General features: G+C 34.4%; 22 protein-coding genes. 7 read left to right on the forward strand and 15 right to left on the reverse strand.

Features of this window, described 5'->3' with window-relative positions; genetic code table 11:
• Positions 1-29: 29 nt before the first annotated feature.
• Positions 30-3,563 (reverse strand): pyruvate:ferredoxin (flavodoxin) oxidoreductase, encoded by a 3,534-nt coding sequence (gene nifJ, locus DESAMIL20_RS09820; protein ID WP_086034671.1) that lies wholly within the window; start codon positions 3,561-3,563, stop codon positions 30-32.
• Between the two features lie 352 nt (positions 3,564-3,915).
• On the opposite strand from nifJ, the gene DESAMIL20_RS09825 reads away from it, so the two are divergent.
• Complete coding sequence (locus DESAMIL20_RS09825; RefSeq protein WP_086034672.1) at positions 3,916-4,719, forward strand: YihY/virulence factor BrkB family protein; 804 nt, start codon at positions 3,916-3,918, stop codon at positions 4,717-4,719.
• Here the strand turns inward: DESAMIL20_RS09825 and DESAMIL20_RS09830 are convergent.
• The 8 genes from DESAMIL20_RS09830 to DESAMIL20_RS10615 all read right to left on the reverse strand — a co-directional run bounded on the left by DESAMIL20_RS09830 (position 4,711) and on the right by DESAMIL20_RS10615 (position 10,793).
• Positions 4,711-5,121, reverse strand: coding sequence for an ExbD/TolR family protein (locus DESAMIL20_RS09830; RefSeq protein WP_086034673.1), 411 nt, complete (start codon positions 5,119-5,121; stop codon positions 4,711-4,713). The two genes, DESAMIL20_RS09825 and DESAMIL20_RS09830, sit on opposite strands and share 9 nt — an antisense overlap.
• Before the next feature lie 165 nt (positions 5,122-5,286).
• A complete protein-coding gene (locus DESAMIL20_RS09835) occupies positions 5,287-6,507 on the reverse strand; it encodes a D-alanyl-D-alanine carboxypeptidase family protein (RefSeq protein ID WP_086034674.1) in 1,221 nt (406 codons plus the stop codon).
• 19 nt (positions 6,508-6,526) lie between these two features.
• Positions 6,527-7,384 (reverse strand): zinc metalloprotease HtpX, encoded by an 858-nt coding sequence (htpX, locus tag DESAMIL20_RS09840; protein ID WP_086034675.1) that lies wholly within the window; start codon positions 7,382-7,384, stop codon positions 6,527-6,529.
• A gap of 609 nt (positions 7,385-7,993) precedes the next feature.
• Positions 7,994-8,575, reverse strand: coding sequence for a hypothetical protein (locus DESAMIL20_RS09845; protein WP_086034676.1), 582 nt, complete (start codon positions 8,573-8,575; stop codon positions 7,994-7,996).
• Positions 8,576-8,592: 17 nt separating this feature from the next.
• A complete protein-coding gene (locus tag DESAMIL20_RS10515; protein WP_158090577.1) occupies positions 8,593-8,769 on the reverse strand; it encodes a hypothetical protein in 177 nt (58 codons plus the stop codon).
• 311 nt (positions 8,770-9,080) lie between these two features.
• Positions 9,081-9,575 carry a hypothetical protein gene (locus DESAMIL20_RS09850; RefSeq protein WP_086034677.1) on the reverse strand — a complete coding sequence of 165 codons (495 nt, stop codon included), beginning with the start codon at positions 9,573-9,575 and terminating at the stop codon, positions 9,081-9,083.
• A 206-nt stretch (positions 9,576-9,781) separates the two neighbouring features.
• A complete protein-coding gene (locus DESAMIL20_RS09855) occupies positions 9,782-10,519 on the reverse strand; it encodes a DUF815 domain-containing protein (RefSeq protein ID WP_143340274.1) in 738 nt (245 codons plus the stop codon).
• Between the two features lie 82 nt (positions 10,520-10,601).
• Positions 10,602-10,793, reverse strand: coding sequence for a hypothetical protein (locus tag DESAMIL20_RS10615; RefSeq protein ID WP_086034679.1), 192 nt, complete (start codon positions 10,791-10,793; stop codon positions 10,602-10,604).
• A gap of 545 nt (positions 10,794-11,338) precedes the next feature.
• Between DESAMIL20_RS10615 and DESAMIL20_RS09865 the strand changes: the two genes are divergently transcribed.
• Entirely contained in the window at positions 11,339-11,683 is a 345-nt protein-coding gene (locus DESAMIL20_RS09865; RefSeq protein WP_086034680.1) for a cupin domain-containing protein, read from the forward strand.
• 1 nt (position 11,684) lies between these two features.
• On the opposite strand, the gene dnaN is transcribed toward DESAMIL20_RS09865, so the two are convergent.
• Entirely contained in the window at positions 11,685-12,800 is a 1,116-nt protein-coding gene (dnaN, locus tag DESAMIL20_RS09870) for a DNA polymerase III subunit beta (protein WP_143340275.1), read from the reverse strand.
• Between the two features lie 121 nt (positions 12,801-12,921).
• The gene (locus DESAMIL20_RS09875; RefSeq protein ID WP_086034682.1) at positions 12,922-13,878 is read right to left on the reverse strand and encodes a sulfurtransferase; all 957 of its coding nucleotides are present in this window, start codon (positions 13,876-13,878) and stop codon (positions 12,922-12,924) included.
• A 218-nt stretch (positions 13,879-14,096) separates the two neighbouring features.
• Between DESAMIL20_RS09875 and pta the strand changes: the two genes are divergently transcribed.
• The 4 genes from pta (at position 14,097) to DESAMIL20_RS09895 (ending at position 17,093) form a co-directional block, all read left to right on the forward strand.
• A complete protein-coding gene (gene pta, locus DESAMIL20_RS09880) occupies positions 14,097-15,077 on the forward strand; it encodes a phosphate acetyltransferase (protein WP_204218600.1) in 981 nt (326 codons plus the stop codon).
• Positions 15,078-15,086: 9 nt separating this feature from the next.
• The gene (locus DESAMIL20_RS09885; protein ID WP_086034684.1) at positions 15,087-16,445 is read left to right on the forward strand and encodes an acetate kinase; all 1,359 of its coding nucleotides are present in this window, start codon (positions 15,087-15,089) and stop codon (positions 16,443-16,445) included.
• Between the two features lie 127 nt (positions 16,446-16,572).
• Positions 16,573-16,758 carry a hypothetical protein gene (locus DESAMIL20_RS09890; RefSeq protein ID WP_086034685.1) on the forward strand — a complete coding sequence of 62 codons (186 nt, stop codon included), beginning with the start codon at positions 16,573-16,575 and terminating at the stop codon, positions 16,756-16,758.
• Between the two features lie 14 nt (positions 16,759-16,772).
• Positions 16,773-17,093, forward strand: a complete 321-nt coding sequence (locus tag DESAMIL20_RS09895; protein ID WP_086034686.1) for a hypothetical protein — start codon at positions 16,773-16,775, stop codon at positions 17,091-17,093.
• On the opposite strand, the gene hflX is transcribed toward DESAMIL20_RS09895, so the two are convergent.
• Both hflX and DESAMIL20_RS09905 read right to left on the reverse strand, forming a co-directional pair.
• A complete protein-coding gene (gene hflX / locus DESAMIL20_RS09900; protein WP_086034687.1) occupies positions 17,094-18,161 on the reverse strand; it encodes a GTPase HflX in 1,068 nt (355 codons plus the stop codon). It lies immediately after the preceding gene.
• Positions 18,162-19,133, reverse strand: a complete 972-nt coding sequence (locus tag DESAMIL20_RS09905; RefSeq protein WP_086034688.1) for a 2-hydroxyacid dehydrogenase — start codon at positions 19,131-19,133, stop codon at positions 18,162-18,164.
• A 104-nt stretch (positions 19,134-19,237) separates the two neighbouring features.
• Here DESAMIL20_RS09905 and DESAMIL20_RS09910 point away from each other — a divergent pair, with 104 nt between their 5' ends.
• The gene (locus tag DESAMIL20_RS09910) at positions 19,238-19,468 is read left to right on the forward strand and encodes a hypothetical protein (RefSeq protein WP_086034689.1); all 231 of its coding nucleotides are present in this window, start codon (positions 19,238-19,240) and stop codon (positions 19,466-19,468) included.
• Position 19,469: 1 nt separating this feature from the next.
• Here DESAMIL20_RS09910 and DESAMIL20_RS09915 read toward each other — a convergent pair whose 3' ends face one another.
• A complete protein-coding gene (locus DESAMIL20_RS09915) occupies positions 19,470-21,308 on the reverse strand; it encodes an oxidoreductase (protein ID WP_086034690.1) in 1,839 nt (612 codons plus the stop codon).
• Positions 21,298-21,897, reverse strand: a complete 600-nt coding sequence (locus DESAMIL20_RS09920; protein WP_086034691.1) for an alpha/beta fold hydrolase — start codon at positions 21,895-21,897, stop codon at positions 21,298-21,300. Before DESAMIL20_RS09920 ends, DESAMIL20_RS09915 begins: the two co-directional genes overlap by 11 nt.
• Positions 21,898-21,900: the final 3 nt, after the last annotated feature.

The raw sequence follows: 21,900 nt of genomic DNA on the forward strand, positions 1-21,900 counted from the left end.
CCCCTTTTAAAGAGGGTAGCTTTCAAATATTAATACTGGTATGAAGCCATGCGTTTGTAGTTTTCGTATCGCTCCTGTGCGTCTTCTTTGGCTTTTTCAAATAGTCCTTCTGCTTTGTCAGGGAATGTGCGCTTCAGGGCAGAAAATCTTACTTCGCTAAGCAGAAATTCTTTAAACTTAGACAAATCTGGCTCTTTTGAGTCTAATATAAATGGGTTTTTACCCTCTTTTTTGAGTAGTGGGTTGTACCTATAAAGGTGCCAGTAGCCAGCTTCAACCGCTTTCTTTAGCTGTTCTTGAGTTGTTGCCATACCTGTTTTTATGCCGTGGGCTATACATGGAGCATAAGCTATGATTAACGATGGACCATGGTAGCTTTCTGCTTCTTGCATGGCTTTTAGTGTTTGGTTGTAATCTGCGCCCATTGCAATTTGGGCAACATACACATAGCCATAAGTTGTAGCCATCAAGCCTAAGTCCTTTTTCTTTGTGCGTTTTCCTGCTGCGGCAAATTGAGCAATTGCAGCCGCTGGTGTTGCTTTAGATGATTGGCCCCCTGTATTTGAATAAACCTCAGTATCAACTACAAGTATATTTACATCTTCACCAGAAGCTATTACATGGTCTATACCGCCGTAGCCTATATCGTATGCCCAACCATCACCGCCAAATGCCCAGATGGATTTCTTAATCAGCATATCCTGACTTTTTTCTACTAAGGTAAGCAAATCTTGAACATTTGAGGGATACTTGTTTTTATTTGCTATACATGCGCCTATCTCAAGGGCTGCTTCTTTTGTTATTCTAGGATCGTTCATATTGTCAAGCCATTTTTTAAATGGTGCTTTTGAAGCTTCTTCCATATCGCTTACTACTATCTTTTCGATAACTTGACTCAAAGCCTCTCTTTGTTGCTTAACAGATAGAGCAATACCCAAACTATACTCTGCGTTATCTTCAAATAAAGAGTTGCCCCACGCTGGCCCTTTGCCTTGAGAGTTAGCACAGTATGGCGTAGATGGAGCAGAAGCACCCCAGATAGAAGAACATCCAGTGGCTGTTGCTATGATCATTCTATCACCAAAAAGCTGTGTTACTAATTTGTCGTAAGGTGTTTCACCGCAACCTGCACAAGCACCTGAAAATTCTAAGAGAGGTCTTGCAAACTGGCTGTTTTTAACTGTGTCTGTTGGTATTGCTTTTTCGGAAATTTTTTCAATTGCAAAGTTCCAATTATCTATGTCTTTAGCTTGAGTTTCTATAGGTTTCATAATAAGTGATTTTTTAGGTGTGGGGCATACTTCTGCACAACTGCCACAGCCTGTACAATCAAGCACAGATACCTGTATTCTGTACTCATAGCCTTTTACTTCTTTACCTATTGCTCTTTTTGTAACAAAATCAGCCGGCTTAATATTTACTTCTTCTTCGTTTAACAAAAATGGTCTAATTGCAGCATGCGGGCATACGTACGAGCAAAAATTACACTGAATACAATTTTCTGGTACCCATTCTGGCACATCAATAGCGATCCCACGTTTTTCGTAAGCGGCAGTACCCGATGGGAACTCACCGTTTTCCCTGCCCACAAAAGTGGAAACAGGCAGTTTGTCACCTTCTAACCTATTCATTACATCTACTACATTTTTTATAAATTCTGGGCGGTTTTCATCTTTCTTTTCTTCTTCTACTGAGACATTTTTCCAGTTTTCTGGAACATTTACTTTTACAATTGAATCAATACCTCTATCTACTGCCTGATAGTTCATATTTATGACTTTATCGCCTTGTTTACCATAAGAGTGGACAATGGCTTCTTTGAGCAATTTTGTCGCAGTTTCAATTGGTATAATGTTTGCCAGTTTGAAAAATGCTGATTGCATAATCATATTTATACGTGTGCCAAGTCCTATTTCTTTGGCGATTTTAGTAGCATTAATGATATAGAAATTAATATTGTTTTGCGCTATATAGCGCTTCATTGTATTTGGTAAGTGTTTATCGAGCTCTGATTCGTCCCAAATGGTATTTAAAACAAATGTGCTATTTTTCTTTAAACCAGAGAGCACATCGTATAAGTATACATAAGATTGTTTATGGCAGGCAATGTAGTCTGCCTGATCTATTAAGTAAGTTGACCTAATGGGTTTTTTGCCAAACCTCAAGTGAGAAACAGTTACGCCACCACTTTTTCTGGAATCGTAGGCAAAGTAGCCTTGCGCGTACATATCTGTATTGTCGCCTATAATTTTAATAGCGTCTTTGTTTGCGCCTACTGTACCGTCTGAGCCAAATCCCCAGAATTTGCAGCATACAGTATCTTTATCTGAGGTGTTTATTTCTTCATCTATGGGCAACGACAGATGTGTCACATCGTCAATTATGCCGATCGTAAAGTGGTCTTTTGGCTTATCTGATTTAAGGTTTTTAAATACAGATAATATTTGAGATGGCGTGGTATCTTTAGAGCTTAAGCCATATCTACCGCCTACTATTAATGGAGCGTTTTGCACGTCGTAAAACAGCGTTTTAACATCTTCGTAAAGTGGCTCACCTAAGGCTCCAGGCTCTTTTGTTCTATCAAGCAAGGCTATTTTTTTAACGCTTTTTGGTAGCACCTCAAAGAAATATTTTGGTGAAAATGGTCTATATAGCCTTACTTTAATTAACCCAACCTTTTCACCTTTTGCATTTAGGTAATCAACCACCTCTTCGATTGTTTCTTCAACTGAACCCATAGCTATAATGATATTTTCTGCGTTTGGGTCGCCATAGTAATTAAATGGTTTATAATTTCTGCCTGTTAGTTTATTTATTTCATTCATGTATGAAGCCACAATGTCTGGTACAGCTTCATAGAATTTATTGGCAGATTCCCTTGTTTGAAAAAATATATCAGGGTTTTGTGCGGTGCCTATAATTTTTGGACGTTCTGGATTTAGAGAGTTTTTCTTAAAGCGCTCAATTGCTTTCCAGTCAATAAGTTTTGCCAGATCTTCATAGTCTAGCACGTCTATTTTTTGTATTTCGTGAGAAGTCCTAAACCCGTCAAAAAAATGCAAGAAAGGCATTCTAGCTTTAATGGCACTTAGGTGAGCAACAGCTGCTAAATCCATAGCTTCTTGAACGCTACCAGATGATAAAAGGCTAAAACCCGTTTGTCTTGCAGCCATTACATCTGAGTGATCTCCAAATATAGAAAGTGCGTGTGTTGCCACTGTTCTTGCCGCAACATGAAATACACCAGGCAGTAACTCACCAGCAATTTTGTACATATTTGGAAGCATTAAAAGTAAACCTTGAGATGCAGTAAATGTAGAAGTAAGTGCACCACCTGCAAGGCTTCCGTGCACAGCGCCAGATGCCCCCGCTTCTGATTGCATTTCTAATACTTTTACCGTTTGGCCAAAAATATTCTTTCTACCTTCAGCAGCCCATGCGTCAACTGCTTCTGCCATGTTTGATGATGGCGTAATGGGGTAAATTGTGGCTACCTCTGTAAAAGCGTACGCCACATGCGCAGCGGCAGTATTGCCATCCATACTTTTTATTGCTTTTGGCATCCCAACCTCCTTAAAGTTAAATATAAATTTATGCAAAAAGCTATCTAATGTTAGTGATGCTAACAAATTTAAGGTTTTTTGTCAAATAGATTTTTTTTCATTTTGTTAATTGTGTGTAAATTTTATTAAATTTATATAAGAATTGAAAGCAGAACCTTCACGCGCTTATTTGATGACTAAAATCAATGCCATCTGAATTGATCAATAAAAAACAATATCCTATAAAGTGGCTATTTTCCCAACATTTCTAAAGAATTCGCACGGAAAATTTTCACCAACTAAGTAATTGTTTTAGTATTGAAAAAGTTATTTTAATATTGAAAAAAATTATTTTTTGATGATATTGTAAGCTATGAAGATTATTTTGAAAAGTTTTTTAGATTTTGCCAAAAATAATGGTTTTATCATTGCATCATCGTTGTCATTTTACTTTATACTCTCACTTGCACCTTTTTTGCTTTTTTTGAGTTCTATATTTATTTTTCTTATATCGAGTTATACTCAGTATTACGATGTTGTTGTTCAAAAAATAGCACTTATTTTTCCTCCAATGTTTAAAAGTATGATATTAAATATAATACAGCCTCTAATTTATGAAAAAATAAGCTATTTTAGTCTAGCTTTGTATGCTGCTACTTCACTTTCGTATTTTTACATACTAGATGCTTATATAAATAAAATTTTCAAGATTAATAGAAGAAGGCCTATTTTTGAACTACTTTTTATCTATATGATACTGATTGCTATTGTAATGGTGCTATCAGTTGCCTATTTAGCAGGTGTATTTGCGCCTATCGAAGTTGTGAGAAAATATTTAATGAATGTGTTTAAATTCGGTGTTTTGTACGATTTTTTTGGAACATACATAATACCTTTTTTATCATTGTTTATTGTATCTTTGCTGCTATACCTGATATTGCCTCGCAGCAAAGTAAAGCTAAGGAACGCACTCAAAGGCGCCTTTTTCTTTGCTCTAGTGCTTGAAGTTTTAAAGAGACTGTTTATCATTTATGTCGTTAGTATTTCTAGGCTTAACATCATATATGGTACTTTCTGGGGATATATTGCTTTTTTAATTTGGGTGTATGCTCTTTTTTGTACTTTTTTGATAGGAGCTTATATTGTGCATAATTTGGAAAATAAAAATTTAAAATAAATTATTTTTTGAGCTGGGTTTGTTGCGTGTTGCAAGAGCTATTTTTTGTATACCATCTGTTTTTGCAATATCAATTATTTTAGCAACCATACTATATGCTACCGTTTTATCTGCTTCTATTATTATTTGTGCTTTTGGGTTTTCTTTAAGAAATTGGCTAACTTCTGTAAAAGTTGATAAGTGTTTGCCAATATATAGTCTGTCATTTTTTGTTATTGTTATGATTATATCTTTTTTTGCAATATTTGCGCTGCCAGAATGAGTTCGCGGTAGATTCACTTTCATGCCTTTAACAATCATGGGAGTAGCTACCATAAAAATTACGAGCAAAACAAGCATTACATCGACTAAAGGCGTTATATTAATATTGGCAAACATGCTTTTTTGCTTAGCATACTTCATTTAACATCCTCTAATTTTCCATATAATTAATTACTCTAAAAATATCAAATATCAACATTCATAAAATGCTTTAATTAAAAAATACAATCATCAAAAAAGCTATTAAGATAAACGCAACCGATGATAAAACACCTGGCCAATACATGAGCTTCGTTTTTTAAGGTTTTAGATAGTTAAAATACTTTTCAGTCTCTCAATAAATGTAGGTTTTTTAACCGCATTCTCAATTAAAACTGGTATTTTTTTATCCAAAAACTTATTGTACAAATCAAGATAACCCACAACTTCGTTTTTCTTAATAGGCAACTTAATGTGGTTCTTTTTAAATTTAATATTATATCCTACACCAGGCCATGTTATTGTATAAAGCGATTTTCCAATAACCAAAGGTATAGGTTTAAGCCATACAAATTTTGCATATCCTATTGTTCCCTCTTTTTTAAATATTTGCGATAAATGCATATTATGTTTGACTTGATTAATTACTTTTATAGAAGATTTAAGGGCATCCATCAAAGGCTTTCTTCCGTATTCTCCAAGCAAAGCGCCTATTATTAAAACGTGCTTCCACTTTAAATCATGTTTAGATGCAAAAACAAAGTTACCACCAGACTGCGGCATTGATCCTGTTTTTATACCTATAATACCATCTTTGCCTAAATCGTAATTCACATTGTAAACTGTGCCAGCTACCGGCAGTGTAACTTGAGGTTTTGAGACTATATATCTAAATTCAGGTATTTTCATAACTTTTTGGGCAAGTTTTAATTGATCATTTGCTGTGCTAACAGTATACAATCTCACGCCTGCAGGATCTGCATAGTGGGTATGGTTCATGCCCAGTTGTTTTGCCGTTTTGTTCATTTTTTCAACAAATACTTTTGTGCTGCCGCTATCCCATTTTGCAAGAATCGTTGCACAGTTGTTTCCAGAAGGTAGTAGCAAACCCTCTAAAAGCTGCTTTTCGCTGAGTTTTTCATTTTTTGTTACCTTTAAAACCGATTGTTGGTTTTTTTTATCATTTATGTATGTTTTAACATCGTTTTCTGTAATGTTTATGATCGGCCCATTCTGGCCTATGTGCAAAGGATGATCTTTTAGTATTAAATAAGCTGTCATTATTTTTGCTAAGCTTGCAAGAGGAATAGGTTGTTGGCGGTTTGTTTGTGAAACAATACCGTAATTATCAATCATTACAGAACCTTGCGTGTCATATGGCCATTTTATTTCTAAATTGCCAGCTACTTTATAAGAGTTTGGTATATTGAGAGATATTTGAGGTTTATTAGACATTGTTATAGCTTTAAACAAACCTAAAGCTAATATTATTATAATAACAATAATAAAGGCTAAAAAAAGCCTGTGTTTTTTGCGAGATTTAAACATAAATCAGCTCCAATATAACTTAGCCTATCTCAATTTTTAAATTTTCTAGACGCTCAATCCTTTTTTCAATTGGGGGATGTGTGCTAAATAAACTTTTAAACGTTTCGCCCTTAAATGGATTTACTATAAACATATGTGCTGTTGTTTGCGAGAAATGGGTATTTGGTAGTGGCGAAAGTTTATTTACTGCTTCTAGCTTCTTTAAAGCGTTAGCTAAATACATAGGGTTGCCTGACATAAGTGCCCCACCTTTATCTGCTGCATACTCTCTTTGCCTTGATATAGCTAGCTGAATTATAGTAGCTATTATAGGGGTTAGTATAGCAACAAAAAGCAGCCCAAACATATTATTGTTTCTTCTATTACTACCCATTCCACCAAATATAGCTGACCATTGAGCCATCCATGCTAAATAGCTGATTGCGCCGGCTATGGTAGCAGCAATGGTTCCAGTCAGTATATCTCTATTTTTAACATGAGTTAGTTCATGGCCCAAAACACCAGATAGCTCATTTGTATCCAGCAAATTCAATATTCCAGTTGTAACGCACACTGCCGCATGTTTTGGGTTTCTGCCTGTTGCAAAGGCATTTGGAGTATTACTTTGCATCACATAAATTTTTGGCATAGGTAGGTTAGCTTTTTGTGTTAGATTGCTTATAATTGAATAAAGTTGTGGATACGCTGACTGAGAGGCTTCGCTTGCATGGTAAGCTTTCAAGACAATTTTATCAGAAAACCAATAGGTTACAAAATTCATAATTCCAGCAAACAATAAAGCAATAATCATTCCTTGTTGACCGCCAATAGCACCGCCTACTATCATTAACAATACAGTAAGTGCAACCATTAGCATAAATGTCTTAAAGTAATTCATAAGTCACTCCTTTCTTAGTACCTACAATTTTGATTAATGTATATTTTTTACAGCACAATATTGCTTGGGTAGTATAAAAAAATTTATTTGCTTTATTTGTTCTAAAAAAAGTTTAAATAACGCAAACATACTCAACATGCTGTTCATTAAAACCCCCCTTTTTTATAAACCATTAAACATGAGTATAAGCTAAATTTTATTAAAAAAATGTAGACTATTCGTGTAAAAAAAGTTAATCAAATTGTTCAAGAATTTTCATTATCGACAATAACAAATATTTATTATTTACCTAACTTTTCCCATCTTTTTATGCACCACATAAAAAATTCTTTATTATAAGCATTTCTTACTTGATATTTTACCTTTGTAGTGTATATAGCATACACTAGTCTTTTGTAAGAAAAATAAAAAAGAAAGATGCGGTTTATCTTGCCGAAGTTGAAAATTACCGCGAAGGCAAAAAAGTAAAACAGAAGGCAATAATATATATAGGCAAAGAGGTAGAAGGAGAAGTTAGGAATTTAATAGCAAACGATTGTTAATACGGTTTCAACAGAATGCAAACCGTGTGTAAATAAGCAGATTTGTTTTCATAAAAACCTTCATCTTCTATCTACCGTAGCCGTTGTGTTGATCATATTGAGGGTGGTACTGATTATTATTATTGTAGCCTCCTCTATTGTATTGAGAATTACCCGGAAAATGTTCATGGTTGTTTTGAAAGCGGTTATATTCTTTAGAGTGCTCGTATTTGTAGTATCGTTTATCCGGAGAAGCTATAAAATGATTCCAATGCGGATTTCTATAATACTCGTGAGCTTGTCTTTGCAGCATACCCCAATTGTTTGGATGGAACCTTCTTAACTGCATAGGTATAACGCGAGTAAACCTCCAAGGTCCGTTATAGGTTGGTCCAAAATACCACATGTTGTTGTAAAAGGAATAGTACACATTTCCTACGTAAAATACAGGAAATGGAGCGGTTTCTGCAATATAGGCTTGCACATCAGGTACATAAACCATGGCAGGCGGTGGATAGTACGGCGTGGTAATTATATTTAAATTTACATTTACTCCCCCTGCAAATGCATGCAGGGGGAACATTAAATATATAAATACTAATAGGGGGCTTAGCTTTGCAAATACTCTTTTTATGCGCCATACAGTAAAATTACCTAAATTTAAAAACATAATTTTTACTCCTTAGGCTAATAGTTATTTGTTTGAGCGTTAATATTACTTATATTGTGGATATTATAATGTTTGTAGCAATAATGAGAGGTAGAAAATTGAATATTTTGGGCATAAACATTCGCTGCGCTAACAAAAAGTCCACTCCCTGAAGCAAATATAAACAACACTAGCAAGTAAAAGATTTTCTTCATAAAACACCTCCATTGCAAAATCTTATTTTATTAATAGCAAACGATTGTTAATACAGTTTAAACAGAATGTAAACCGTGTGTAAATAAACAGACTTGTTTTCATAAAAACTTCCCAAATTAAATATATGATTGTATTAATAGTGCATAATTGTTAACTGAATATAAACGAAATGTTAATGGATTATAAACGCAAGAATAACAGTAGGAAGAAAATAAAAAAAATTATGCGCTCAAGGACATTTGGTCCTTGAGCCTAAACTTTATTTAAAGGACAAAATTTACAGGCTAAAAAACTTAGATGCTAAAAAATCTTAGATGGTTAAATTCAAATTTGTTAAGCCTAAAGCTCCGGCTTGAGATTCCTGGTTATTCATCCCAGTTAGCATGTTTTGCATATACTGCGAGATTAAGCTTTGAATTGACTGTAATGATTGGCTTGATGAATTTGAGTTTGCCTGCATTGACTGTTGTAAACTTTGAATGTTAGTATAATCTGACTGAGCTTGAGTTAAATTACCAGACTGTAAATCTTGACCTAATTGTGCAAAATCTGTTTGCATTTGTTGAAATGGGTTTTGAGTTTGATTAGAAGCAACAGACGTGTTAGCACGAGTTGTATTTTGACTTTGATTAGATGAAAACAGCTGTTGTATGTTCGCAAAGTCTGACTGAGCTTGAGTTAAATTACCAGACTGCAAATCTTGACCTAGTTGTGCAAAATCTGTTTGCATTTGTTGTCTGTTGTTTTGCTGGTTGTAAATTGCATTTGAAAAATAGTTTTGACCAGAGATACCAGATATAGACATATTACGCCTCCTTAAGCCTGTAAATTACCCCTACTAAATAAAGCTCTACAATCTTTATAAAGACCAAAAAAAGTGTAGCAAATTTCGTTCTTAACTTATCTTCACAATAGCAGTTTTAGTGTTAAATAAACTTATAAAGAAAGAGAGGGGAATGTATTAGAGAAAGCATAGATAACCAAAGATACTATTATAAAAGCATTTGGTTTTTAAGCGTGAAACTGTTCAATAAATTTAAATGAAGCAAATTGTTTTGCTACTCGGCCACTGTAGGTGCCATAAGATAAGGCAAAGCTTTGTGCTTCTTTTTTTATATCAAAATCTTGTTTTACACCAAATTCATTTAAGTAAAATTTTACTACTTCTATAAAATTTGAAACTTCAAGGGGATGAAACCCTATAGACAAACCAAATCTGGCAAAAAGCGAAGTTTTTTCGTTTTCTTCTTCTTTTTCAAATATGTCACTATCAAGGGTGAGCACTTTTTGTTTTATAATGCGTTTTTTATTTGAAGTAACCAAGAATATGCAATTTTTAGGTTTTTCTTCAAGAGAACCTTCAATAATGGATTTAAACTTTCTAAATTCTTTATCATTTTCTTCAAATGCTAAATCATCGAAGTAAATGAAAAATTTATATGGGCTATTTTTGATAATATCAAACAATTCATATATAGAATAAACATCTTCTTCTAGATACTCAATACATCTTAGGCCTTTTGAATTAAATTTATCAATAAGGTATTTGACAAGTGAAGATTTACCCAGCCCATTCTCGCCGTAAAAAAACATATTGAGCGCTTCAAAACCGCTGCAGAGGCATGCGGTATTTTTGCTTGAAAGCTCAATTTGTTTATCTAAATAAAGCAACTTTTTTGGTGCGCTAAATCCACCTGCACCTTTTAAATTGCCCTTGTGCCACCTTACAACTAAATAATCATCAAACATGGGCAATATGATATAACAAATTTGAATTTTTTTCAATAAAAAAGGCTAGCCAGATAGCTAACCTTTTTGCTAACTTTGCAGTTTACTTTGTTTCTGCTTTTTTAGGAGCTGCTTTTTTTGCCACTGCTTTTTTTGCCACTGCTTTTTTTACCACTGCTTTTTTCTCTACTTTTGTTTCATTTTTTGCTGGAGCAGGTTTTGCATTTTCTGCAGCCAATACCGGACTCACCATCAAGCCTACAACTACGCATGAAGCTAATAACTTCTTTAACATCGAACACCTCCAAGTAATTCTTGAAAAGCACTTTAGACGTGTTTGGTAAAATCAAAGTAAAATGAAACGCTAAATCACTTTATTACCGATAATTGCCGTAAAGCCCACAAGCCTATAGCTATGGGGATATAAGGCAATAAGTTTTTAATTGCATTATATTTGTTTTTGTTAATTGTGAAGCAAAGGTGATTAAAACTTATAAATATAAACTATATAAAACCAAAAGGCTTGAAAGCCTGCACGGACTTATAAATATATCCGCAGATATTTATAACCACTGCATAGCTTTGCATAAAGAGAAGGGACATCTTATCTTGGAGTAGGCAGTATAAGACCTGCTTTGCGCAAGGCAACTGCCGTTGATACCAGAATCCCCTGCCTTTAGGCATAGGGAGTATGCCAAGTGTAAAAGCGCCAAAGTCTTTTCTAGTTATTCAAAAAGCACCGCTATCTTTGAAGGTATAAAAGATGATTCTTGTTGCTTAATAAGATTGATTTTTTCTGCAATAGTCTATATTTTTAAAAAATAAAAAAGGAGGTTATTAATGAAGCCCATTTTTTTCAAATCGGCACAAAGCTATGAGCCACAAAAGGATTGGAAGCGTACAAGCCTTTGTAATCAGGATTCTATATCGATAGAGTATTTTGTAAAACCGCCTCATCATGCTTCACCAGAGCACTCACACGATAATGCACAAGCTTTGGTTGTATTAAAAGGCAAAATGTCTGTAAAAAATAAAGACAGCGAAATTGTACTTTCAGAAAACGATTGTGTATTCATAGAGCCAAATGAGGTGCATATTATTACAAATGTATTAAATGAACCTTCAATAGGTCTTGATATATTTGTGCCTGGTAGAGACTTCAGCTTCTGGCTAAATAAGCTATAAGTTATCTAATGGGTGTCATGACATACACATAACTTATTTGATTGTCACTTGTTGCTTTCAACTCAAGTGGTTTTATAGGCTCTTTATAATAAAAATAAACTACATTTGCCTGTATGTTGTTTAAAAAATCCACAGTATAGCGACCATTAATATTTAAGGCAACTGGCATGTGAGCTTTATCTTTATCGGTTGAAAATTCAACAATATCGCTTGCCACTTCGCCTTCTTTGTTTGTAACGTTTAGCTCAACTGTGTTATCTTGAATATTAAACTCTAAAACTGAGAGCTCATCGCTAGAAAGCGCTAGCACTTTTTGCAGAGAGTTTTTTAGCGATTCTTTGTTAAATACAATGCAAGAAACATTCTGAGCATCTTCTAATATAACTGCTTGGTATTGAGGAAATTGCCCGTTTATCACTTTTGAGGTAACTGTTGCATTGGCAGTTTGGAAGGCGATTTTTGATACATTATCACCCTCGCTTTTATATAGAACGCTTATTTTACCGTTAGATTTTAGTATGCGACTAAGCTGCAGTATGCCTTCTTTTTCAACTATACAATAAAAGTTTATATCATTGTCTAGCGCTTTACTAATCCAAAAGAGTCTTGAGCGATTCGTAGCGACAAAGTTTACCTTGTTTTGGTCAATTTCTATTAAGATGCCGCTGAATTCGCGTGTCTGCTCATCTTCTTTGCTGCTTGCAATGTGTGTTTTTAAGAGCTCTAATACATCATCGGAGTCAAAAGCCCCAACGATTTTATAGTCATCTATTGATTCTAAAGGATAGCCTTCGCTTTGAAAAATTTTTGCTGTTGTTTTGTAAGATCCATTTCTTATTGTTAATAAGTTGTCTTCTAATTCAAAAACTATCTCGCCATTTAACGCCTTTAGTCTATCAAATAAGTCCGGTCTTGCCAAGAACCCACATTCACCCTCACTTTCTATAGGAGCAGTAATGTTGATTTGGACTATCTCGTTTGATGAAGTAACAGATAATGCATTATCTGTTATGCTTACATGGTAGTTGCTTAATATTGAGTTCTTGTCTTTCGATAAACCCCCAGATACATTTGGGATTATTTTTTTTATTATATTTGCATCAACACTAAAGCGCATAAACCCCCCTACTACTAAACTTTCTATTCTATTATATGTAAAAAAATATAAAAATCCATTAAAAAGAAAAAGCACAGAGGGGAGGTTAAACCCCCCTGTAAAAAGAATTTTTTTTAAGATTTTATGGATTTGATCCTGTAGAGAATGGGATTTCTTTGTCTCTTGATGCTTTTACTAAAGATCCGTTATAATCCCATACTAATTTATTGTCTAAAATTGCATTTGCTATAAACCACAAACCACTACCCCAGTATCCTATATGGCAATACGAAATTATTGGTTTGTTTGGGTCAATACCATTTTTTTCAAGTAGCGCTTCAATTTGGTCCTTTGGTTTTAACATATAGTAGTTACCATTTTTCTGCATATATTCGCCTACAAATACATCTCTTGCGCCTTTTATGTGACCACGTTTTGCTACACCGAAATTTTCATCGCTAACTTGACCCGTGTATTCTGGATGCATCCTTGCATCTACAAACTGAACTTGATTTTCATGATTAACGGCCCATCTGATAAAATCTTCATTAACAAACACAAAAGGGTTGTTTCTTGCAATTACAAAATGACTGCTTTTAAGTGCAAAGTCGCCTTCTTGAACGGGTTTTTTCTCGTCAAGCCATTTATCAAATCCGCCATTTAAGTAATAAACGTTTTTTACTCCTGCGTAATATAAAACTGCCATAATACGCGTTGCGCTTGTTAAAGCAAAAGCAGGATTACCCCCTTTGACACCAAAAGCAGTGGATGAACCCGTATACACCACACAGTCAGAATCATCTTTTATGCCTTTTTCAGATAATACTTTCTGTAATTTTGGGTTTGAGTCTACAACTGCAAAAGTATTTGGTCCGTACCCACTAAATAAACTGCCCGTTGGAGAGACGTTGATAGCATTTGGTATGTGTGAGCTTATGTATGCTCCATGGCCTCTTGCATCGATGATTATTAAGCTTTTATCGCTTTTCATCATCGAAGCAAGCTCACTAGGTGTGACTATACCAATTTTTGCAAATGCAATAGAAAAGCAACCAAAAAACCATAAAAATGCCCATAGCAGTAAGCCAAACTTTTTCATCTGCAACCTCCTTATTACTTTATTATAGCATAATAAATATATGTACTTTCAAAGTCAATATGTTAGCTATATTAAATGTTTTAATGCATGGAATTATTATTGAAATTTCATTACATATATAATTAATTAATAGTATAAATTTTAAGAAAAGATTTGACAAAAAAACACATATTGTGTTAACTTACAAACCAAGTTATATATTTTTTATAGGAGGGATGATGATTTTGGATGATTTTTTACAAAAGTGTAAGGTAAAATCAAAAAGAGTAGTTTACCCAGAAGGCGAAGATGAAAGGCTTATTCAAGCAGCAGCCTATTGTGTCAGGCAAAACATTGCAAAACCTATTTTAATTGGCCGAAAAGATATAATAGAAAATAAAGCGGCTAGTTTAAATATAGAACTTGACGGTATCCAGGTAGTGCAAATATCGGATTTTGATTACAGCGATGAGCTCTTCAGTATCATAAATTCTAGCAAAAAAAGAATAGATGAAAACGAGGCTCAAAATTTATCAAAAAACCCTCTCTATATAGGAGCGCTGCTTGTTAGAAAGGATTTAGCAGATATGTGCATTGGTGGTGCAGTAAACGATACTGCGGATGTTATAAAAGCTGCTTTATATATAATTGGTTTAAAAGACAATATTAATTTACTATCCAGCTTTTTTTTGATGGAGGTGCCAACGGCTGAGTTTGGAGAAAACGGCGTTTTGTTTTTTGCTGACTGCGGTGTAAACCCAGATCCAAACAGTGCCCAGCTTGCAGACATTGCAATTGTTACAGCTGATAATTTTAAGAATTTAATGGGCAAAGAACCAAAGGTGGCAATGCTTTCTTTTTCTACTAAGGCAAGCGCAAAACACAAAATGCTTGATAAGATCATTGAAGCGACGGATATTGTTAAGCAAAAACGCTCTGACATATTGATAGATGGCGAGCTTCAAGCCGACGCAGCTTTAGTAGAAAGTGTGTGTGCAAGGAAAGCGCCTAATAGTCCTATAAAAGGCCATGCCAATGTGCTTATATTTCCAGATTTAAATGCAGGCAATATTGCTTATAAGCTGGTGGAGCGCCTTGCAAAAGCCCAAGCTATAGGTCCCATTATGCAAGGCTTAAAAAAACCTATGCATGATTTATCGCGTGGGTGTAAATATATGGATGTTGTTTACTTAACTGCTATATCATCATTTCAGTCATAAGGTGGTCCAATGAAGATTTTGGTATTAAATTGCGGCAGTTCTTCTGTTAAATTTGATTTATTTGATTGGACTACACAGAAAACTCTAGCTAAAGGTTTAGTAGAGCGTGTTGGAACAATAAATTCTACTATTCATTACAATAGCGCAAACCAATCACCTCTTGTTTTTACTAAAGAAATTAAAGATCATACTAAGGCTATAAATGAAGTATTTAATTTGCTTGTGGGTGAGAATGGGTGCTTAAAGGATTTAAACGAGATATACGCAATTGGCCATAGGGTAGTGCATGGTGGTGAGAAATTTAAAAAAAGCACGCTTATAGATGACAAGGTTATCTCAACCATTCAAAAACTTTCAAGTTTAGCACCACTGCACAACCCACCAAACCTAGCGGGTATTTTAGCAACAAAAGAGTTGTTGCCCAATGTGCCTCAAATAGCGATTTTTGATACCGCTTTTCACTCCACAATACCAGATTATGCTTATGTTTACGCGCTGCCATTTGAATGGTATGAAAAATACGGCATAAGGCGATACGGTTTTCACGGTTCGAGCCATTTGTATGTATCGCGCAGAGCTGCTGTAATGCTTGATAAGCATATAAAGGACACCAATTTAATAACGCTGCATATTGGAAACGGCGTATCGTTTAGCGCAATAAAATCTGGTGCTAGCATTGATACATCTATGGGCTTTACCCCTTTGCAAGGTGCTGTTATGGGCACACGCTGTGGCGACATTGATCCTGCAATACCCTTGTATATGCAGGAAAAGTTAAAACTAAGCCCAGCTCAAATGATGGATATTTTGAATAAGCAATCTGGTTTGTTAGGCATAACAGGCAAATACTATGATAGAAGAGATATAATAAATAGCGCTAAAGTAGACATCAACAATATAGATGAATATGACTACGAAAACTTAATTGGTGATATCGAGCACGAACATCTCTCAATATTTAAAAAAGCCGAAGAAGGGGATCCGCGTTGTATGCTTGCCTTGCAAATTGAAGCATACGAAATTAGAAAGTATCTGGGTTCTTATTTTTTTGCGCTAAATGGTTATTTAGATGCGATTGTTTTTACTGCTGGCGTTGGAGAAAATTCGCCCCTTTTGAGATATATGGTGTTAAGAAAGTTAGAAAATTTAGGTATAATATTGGACAAAGAAAAGAACTTAAAAGCAAACTCCAGCACTGGTGAGATGACAATCACTAAAGATTACTCTAAAGTAAAAGTTTTTGTTATACCAACAGACGAAGAAAGGGTGTTTATTGAGGATACAGTTGCTGTATTGAGTGGAAATTACAAAAGTCACGTAAGTTATGAATATACTTTTCAAAAGAAGAGTTATAAACCACTAAAATAAGTTTAAATCGTCTAAAAAACTCAAACTTTACAGCTCTTAAGTTAGGCGTGTTTTTAAGGTTAATTTATTTGACTTAGACTTTATAAATAAGTATAATTAAACGGAAATTGTACGAAAGGAGTAAAGAGTGCATACATATAAAGTTTTGGCTTTGCTTATCTATAGGGACGAAAAAAAGGTTGCTACGACAAACATAATAAAGGCAGAAAATAAAAGTGAAGCCAAAAAGAAAATGATTGAGCGATACAAAAGCTCGCCAAATTTATCTGAGATTTTAATAAATGAAGAAACTGATGTTATCAAACTATTGTAAATGGGGGGGGTATTATGCCAAAAAATGTTGCATATATAGTAGCAGATGATGAAAGCGAAAAGTTAATACAAAAAGCCACTATAGATGGTTTTGCAAAACAAAGTGGGTTTGATGATTTAGAATATTTTTATGAAAGCGAAAAAGGCTATGTAAGCTGGAAAAATCGCGATTTAGGCAAAACTATTCTGCCATCTTTAAACGAAGGTGATAATTTTATTGTCTCAGATGGAGCAAAATTGGGCAATTCGACCCCAGAAACCGATGTTGTGCTAATGTATTTTGCAGATAAGCAAATAAATGTATACTTTGCAAAGATTAGGATGAAAATACTATAATTAATCGCATGATTGTTTAAGCATACTTTGAATTGCAGCTATTAAACTGGCCAGGTTGGTTTTGTTCTTTGCGGATATATATATTTCGTTTTCTGTATTTTTTGGCAATATATCAAGCAAATCTGACTTATTGTAAACAGTAATAATGGGTTTATTAAGGTAATCCAGTTCGGATAGAATTTTTTCTGTAACTTTAATTTTTTCTTCATAATTGCTTTGGCTTATATCCACAGCATTTAATATTACATCGGCAAATTTTATTTCTTCAAGTGTTGATTTAAAAGCCTCAATAAGCTGGTGGGGTAGGTTTCTTATAAAACCTACTGTGTCAATTAGTATGATATTTTTGTTATCAGACAAGCGTAATTTTCGTGCTAGCGGATCAAGTGTAGCAAATAATTTGTCTTCTGTGTATGTATTTGCATCTGTGAGTGCATTAATGAGTGTTGATTTGCCAGCATTAGTATAGCCGACAATTGCAACAATGGGTACTAGGTTTTTTTGCCTTCTTTTTCTGTATAGGCTCCTGTGTTTTTTTATTTGTTCAATTTGTTTTTCTATATAAACAATCGATCGTCTTATGTGCCTTATATCTGTTTCTAACTGAGTTTCGCCAGGCCCTCTTGTGCCTATACCACCGCCCAGCCTAGACAAAGATATGCCCAAGCCTCTTAGTCTAGCAAGCGAGTATTTATACTGGGCAAGTTTTACCTGTAGGATGCCTTCTTTTGTTTTTGCCCTTTTTGCAAAGATATCTAAAATAAGGTTTGTTCTGTCTATTACCTTTGTATCGAGTATTTTTTCTATGTTTCTTAGCTGACTGCCAGATAATTCATTATCGAAGATAACGAGGTTTGCCCCTTTTTCTTCAATAAGCTTTTTTAGTTCTTCCAGTTTACCCTTGCCAAAATAGTAAGTTTTATCTATGCTTTTTCTTTTTTGTGTAAGCATACCAACCACTCCTGCGCCAGCAGTTTTTGCAAGCTCGCTTAGCTCCTCAATGGTTTGCTTATCTTTATTAGTTAAAATAACGCTGACTAAAATAGCCTTTTCTTTAAGTTCTTCCATTTAGCTTTTTAATATGTCTTTATTGACAAGTGTGCGCGGGATTCTTCCATCTAGGTAGTCTAGAATGTTTTGGACGGCCAAAATTGACATATCAATCCTTGTTTTATAAGTTGCGCTACCAATATGAGGCAACAGAATTACATTATCTAGTTCTTTTAGACCTTTTTCGATTATAGGTTCTCTTTCGTACACATCAAGGCCTGCTGCATAGATTTGTTTATTTTCTAAACTCTCTATTAAAGCCTGTTCGTCAATTACTGCGCCTCGCGAAGTATTAATCAAAACAGCTGTTTTTTTCATTAAGCTAAGTTCATTTTTACCTATCAAGTGGTAGGTATGGGGTGTTAGCGGTGCATGTATAGATACAAAGTCAGATTCTTTAAGCAGTGTGTTTAAATCTACAAATTTTGCGCCAGTCTGCTCTTCAAAATCGCTTTTTTTAGAGTTTGCGGTGTATAAAATATTAATTTTAAAGCCTTTTGACATTTTTGCAAATGCTTGGCCGATCCTACCAGCACCGATTATACCAAGCGTTTTGTTGCTTATATCAAGGCCTAAAAATAAATACAAATCCCAGCCTTTGTAAAGACCTGCTCTTGTGAATTTATCCGCTTCTACAATTTTTCTTGAGCAGGCAAACAACAGCGCCCATGCTAATTCCGCTGTAGCTTGAGTTAGAACATCGGGTGTGTTTGTTACAAAAATTGAGCGTTTGGTGGCTTCGTTTAAATCTATATTGTCAAAGCCTACTGCATAATTTGCCACGATTTTTAGATTTTGGCCCGCTTCAAAAAAGTTTTTATCAACCTTGTCCGTTAATTGTGTAATGCAGGCATCTTTGTCCTTTATTTTTTCAAGCAATTCTTGTTTTGTTAAAGATCTGCCTGACTCGTTTACTTCTATTTCGCATCTTGGCTTTAACAACTCTAAGCCTTCTTTTGGTATGTTTCGTGTAGCAAAAACCTTAAACATTAATCTACCCCTTGCCTACTATTTTTAAATAATTATATCATAAAAAATTAAAGATTGAAAAATAAAATTTAAAAATTTATAATGTTCAAAGAAGGTAAAACTCAATGTTTAATGTTAATGTAGAAAGTATTATTGTAGAAACCATCATATATATAATTGTTAGTTTAATAGTAAAATTGTTGTTGAATGATGAAGATCTAAAAAATATTAGAAGAATCTTAATTTTGGGATACTTAATCTTTGCAAGCTTATTTGTTTCATTAACTGTATTTATTATTGTAAGCATAAGTATAATTTTAATTTCTATTGGTATAAGAAAAGTTTTTGAGTATTAAATTAGAGTATTTGTGCTGCATTGTAGGCATCACTAATTGCTGCTTGGGCGTCTTGTGGGTTTTTGCAATCACCTATGTCTATCGTATCAATACAAAAATTAATCTGGTTGATTAACTCTCTGTTTGGTTTTCTGCCAAGCGAAAGAACTATATAATCAAAAGAGTGCTCACTAGGTCCATTATTGGTTTGAAAATACGCTGTATTATTTTTTATATTTATCAATTTATGGCTTAAAAAGAATTTTATGTTAGAGTACATTGATTCTATTATGGGAATTTTTACAACATCCATAGTATTTTTAAGCAAACTGTCTTCTAGCTCGAAAACACTTACACTCAAGCCTTTGTGTGCTAAAAAATTGGCTGTTTCAAGGCCACTTAGCCCCCCACCAAGAACACACACAGATCTTGCATCAAAAGGAAGTCCAAACTCCAATGCTTCGTCTGCTGTAGTGACAAATTCATTACCTAAGGCAAAGTCTGGTATATAAGGATTAGATCCCAGTGCAAAAGCCACCACATCTGGTTTTTCGCTTTTTATAAGGTCGATGTTAACTTCTACATTGGTAAAAAGCGGTATTTTTAAATTTTTAATTTTGTATTCAAAGTAATTGAGCATTTTTTTAAATTCTTGCTTGTGGGGCGGCTTTATAGCCAGATTTATCTGTCCGCCAATTTTTGCTTGTTTTTCAAAAATAACGCAGTCTAAACCTTTTTGGCGTGCGAATACTGCAAGTGCCAAACCAGCTGGTCCAGCACCTATAATCATTATTTTTCTTCTGTACATAAATGGTCGCTCAAAAGTATTAGTTTCGTAGGGTTTTGGGTTCATTAAGCAAGACATTTGCTTTTGGGCCTGTATATTTGCAATGCAGGCTTGATTGCAACTAATACAAGGGACCACAGCTTCAAATTGAGTGTTTTGCCACTTAGTAATAATGTTTGGATCAGCAATAAGAGCTCTTGCAAGGCCTATAAAATCTGCTTTTGATTGCTCTATTGCAGCACTTGCTAAATCAAAATCATTTAGGCGATTGGCAGCGACTGTAGGCAAATTCGTACTAATCTTAATTTTGTGAGCATAATCTAGTAAAAATCCATTTGGGTAGCTTCCCGGTGAAACATGTATGAATGTTTTTGCGCCAATTCCTGCAGATACGTTAATTAAGTCAACGCCAATCTCTTTAAGTCTATTGCTAAATACAATTGATTCATCCATTTCAGTTCCGTTTTCTATGAAATCAACTGCATTTATGCGCACACTCAAGATTTGATCCTTTAGGATGTCTCTTATAGTTTTAATGATTTCTAAAGGCAATCTCATACGGTTTTGCAAATGCCCACCAAATAAATCGCTTCTGTAATTAAAATAACTACTTAAAAATTGCCCAAGTAACCACCCGTGCGCACAATGGACTTCTATAATATCAAAATTTGCTTCTTTTGCGCGCACTGCAGCTTCAATAAAGCTATTTTTTATATATTCTATTTCTGTTTGTGTTAGATTGTTGATTGTTTTTGATTTTATATTCATAGCAAGCTGCACGCCAGCATAGGTATTGTTATTGTGAATGACATAACTTAGCTGGGTTAAGCCTTCAATTTTATCATTGCTATCTATGCCAATTTGATGTGTGAAAGATTTACCCAACGTATGAGTATATGCAGCTTCTACAATAATTGCAGACAAATTTTTTCTTAGAGAATAATAATCAAGATTTTTTTGGGTTATGCTACCATCTGGATTAGCGTAGTTTGTCACAGTAGGCAGCATAATCAAGCGATTTTTGAATATTTTATTGCCTATGCTATAATGAGAAAATAGCACGTTACTTTTCATCTATAGACTTTAAAAAATCAAAAAAATATTGGTCAAATAAAACTTCATTTTCAAAGTAAAATGGGTGTGACAATCCCCTAAATGTGTGTAATGTAGCATTTGGCATAACTTCCTTTAGCCGTGTACCGATTTTGGGATTGACTTTATTGTCATTTGCTCCCCACAGCAACAAAGTTGGGATATTTAAATTTTTAAATGATTCAATTTCCTTTTCGATCCAGGCAGGAGCTGCAGCAACGATAGCTCTAACCTGTTTAGGGTGAGCATGCGCATATTTAAGCGCAAAACCCCCGCTCATTGAAGCGCCAAACAGTACAAAGTTGTCTAATTTTTTATATTCTATAAAAGCTTGGATAAAATCCACAGGCTCAATATCGTTTGGCTTTGATTTACCAAAACCAGGAAAATCAAAAGCATAAAAACGATATTTTAGATTATATAACCCAATAAGCGTATCGTTTAGTTTTAGCCAATCGTTTGCTGTATAGCTTTTGCCATGCATGAAAATAATATCTTTTTCGCCCACGGGTTGTTTAATGTAGAATACCTTTTTGCCAGCTATTTCTTCTTCTTTTTCAACAAAATACATAGG

It is taken from the genome of Desulfurella amilsii, from assembly GCF_002119425.1.
Lineage (GTDB): Bacteria > Campylobacterota_A > Desulfurellia > Desulfurellales > Desulfurellaceae > Desulfurella > Desulfurella amilsii.

Excerpts from the sequence above, each read along its gene's own strand:
- DESAMIL20_RS09825 (WP_086034672.1), top strand. The coding sequence starts at position 3,916 with ATGAAGATTATTTTGAAAAGTTTTTTAGATTTTGCCAAAAATAATGGT.
- DESAMIL20_RS09845 (WP_086034676.1), bottom strand. The coding sequence starts at position 8,575 with ATGTTTTTAAATTTAGGTAATTTTACTGTATGGCGCATAAAAAGAGTA.
- DESAMIL20_RS09855 (WP_143340274.1), bottom strand. The coding sequence starts at position 10,519 with ATGTTTGATGATTATTTAGTTGTAAGGTGGCACAAGGGCAATTTAAAA.
- nifJ (WP_086034671.1), bottom strand. The coding sequence starts at position 3,563 with ATGCCAAAAGCAATAAAAAGTATGGATGGCAATACTGCCGCTGCGCAT.
- DESAMIL20_RS09920 (WP_086034691.1), bottom strand. The coding sequence starts at position 21,897 with ATGTATTTTGTTGAAAAAGAAGAAGAAATAGCTGGCAAAAAGGTATTC.
- DESAMIL20_RS09865 (WP_086034680.1), top strand. The coding sequence starts at position 11,339 with ATGAAGCCCATTTTTTTCAAATCGGCACAAAGCTATGAGCCACAAAAG.
- DESAMIL20_RS09835 (WP_086034674.1), bottom strand. The coding sequence starts at position 6,507 with ATGTTTAAATCTCGCAAAAAACACAGGCTTTTTTTAGCCTTTATTATT.
- DESAMIL20_RS10515 (WP_158090577.1), bottom strand. The coding sequence starts at position 8,769 with ATGAAGAAAATCTTTTACTTGCTAGTGTTGTTTATATTTGCTTCAGGG.
- DESAMIL20_RS09905 (WP_086034688.1), bottom strand. The coding sequence starts at position 19,133 with ATGTTTAAGGTTTTTGCTACACGAAACATACCAAAAGAAGGCTTAGAG.
- DESAMIL20_RS09875 (WP_086034682.1), bottom strand. The coding sequence starts at position 13,878 with ATGAAAAAGTTTGGCTTACTGCTATGGGCATTTTTATGGTTTTTTGGT.
- DESAMIL20_RS09885 (WP_086034684.1), top strand. The coding sequence starts at position 15,087 with ATGAAGATTTTGGTATTAAATTGCGGCAGTTCTTCTGTTAAATTTGAT.
- DESAMIL20_RS09910 (WP_086034689.1), top strand. The coding sequence starts at position 19,238 with ATGTTTAATGTTAATGTAGAAAGTATTATTGTAGAAACCATCATATAT.
- DESAMIL20_RS10615 (WP_086034679.1), bottom strand. The coding sequence starts at position 10,793 with ATGTTAAAGAAGTTATTAGCTTCATGCGTAGTTGTAGGCTTGATGGTG.
- DESAMIL20_RS09830 (WP_086034673.1), bottom strand. The coding sequence starts at position 5,121 with ATGAAGTATGCTAAGCAAAAAAGCATGTTTGCCAATATTAATATAACG.
- DESAMIL20_RS09895 (WP_086034686.1), top strand. The coding sequence starts at position 16,773 with ATGCCAAAAAATGTTGCATATATAGTAGCAGATGATGAAAGCGAAAAG.
- dnaN (WP_143340275.1), bottom strand. The coding sequence starts at position 12,800 with ATGCGCTTTAGTGTTGATGCAAATATAATAAAAAAAATAATCCCAAAT.
- hflX (WP_086034687.1), bottom strand. The coding sequence starts at position 18,161 with ATGGAAGAACTTAAAGAAAAGGCTATTTTAGTCAGCGTTATTTTAACT.
- DESAMIL20_RS09850 (WP_086034677.1), bottom strand. The coding sequence starts at position 9,575 with ATGTCTATATCTGGTATCTCTGGTCAAAACTATTTTTCAAATGCAATT.
- htpX (WP_086034675.1), bottom strand. The coding sequence starts at position 7,384 with ATGAATTACTTTAAGACATTTATGCTAATGGTTGCACTTACTGTATTG.
- pta (WP_204218600.1), top strand. The coding sequence starts at position 14,097 with ATGATTTTGGATGATTTTTTACAAAAGTGTAAGGTAAAATCAAAAAGA.
- DESAMIL20_RS09915 (WP_086034690.1), bottom strand. The coding sequence starts at position 21,308 with ATGAAAAGTAACGTGCTATTTTCTCATTATAGCATAGGCAATAAAATA.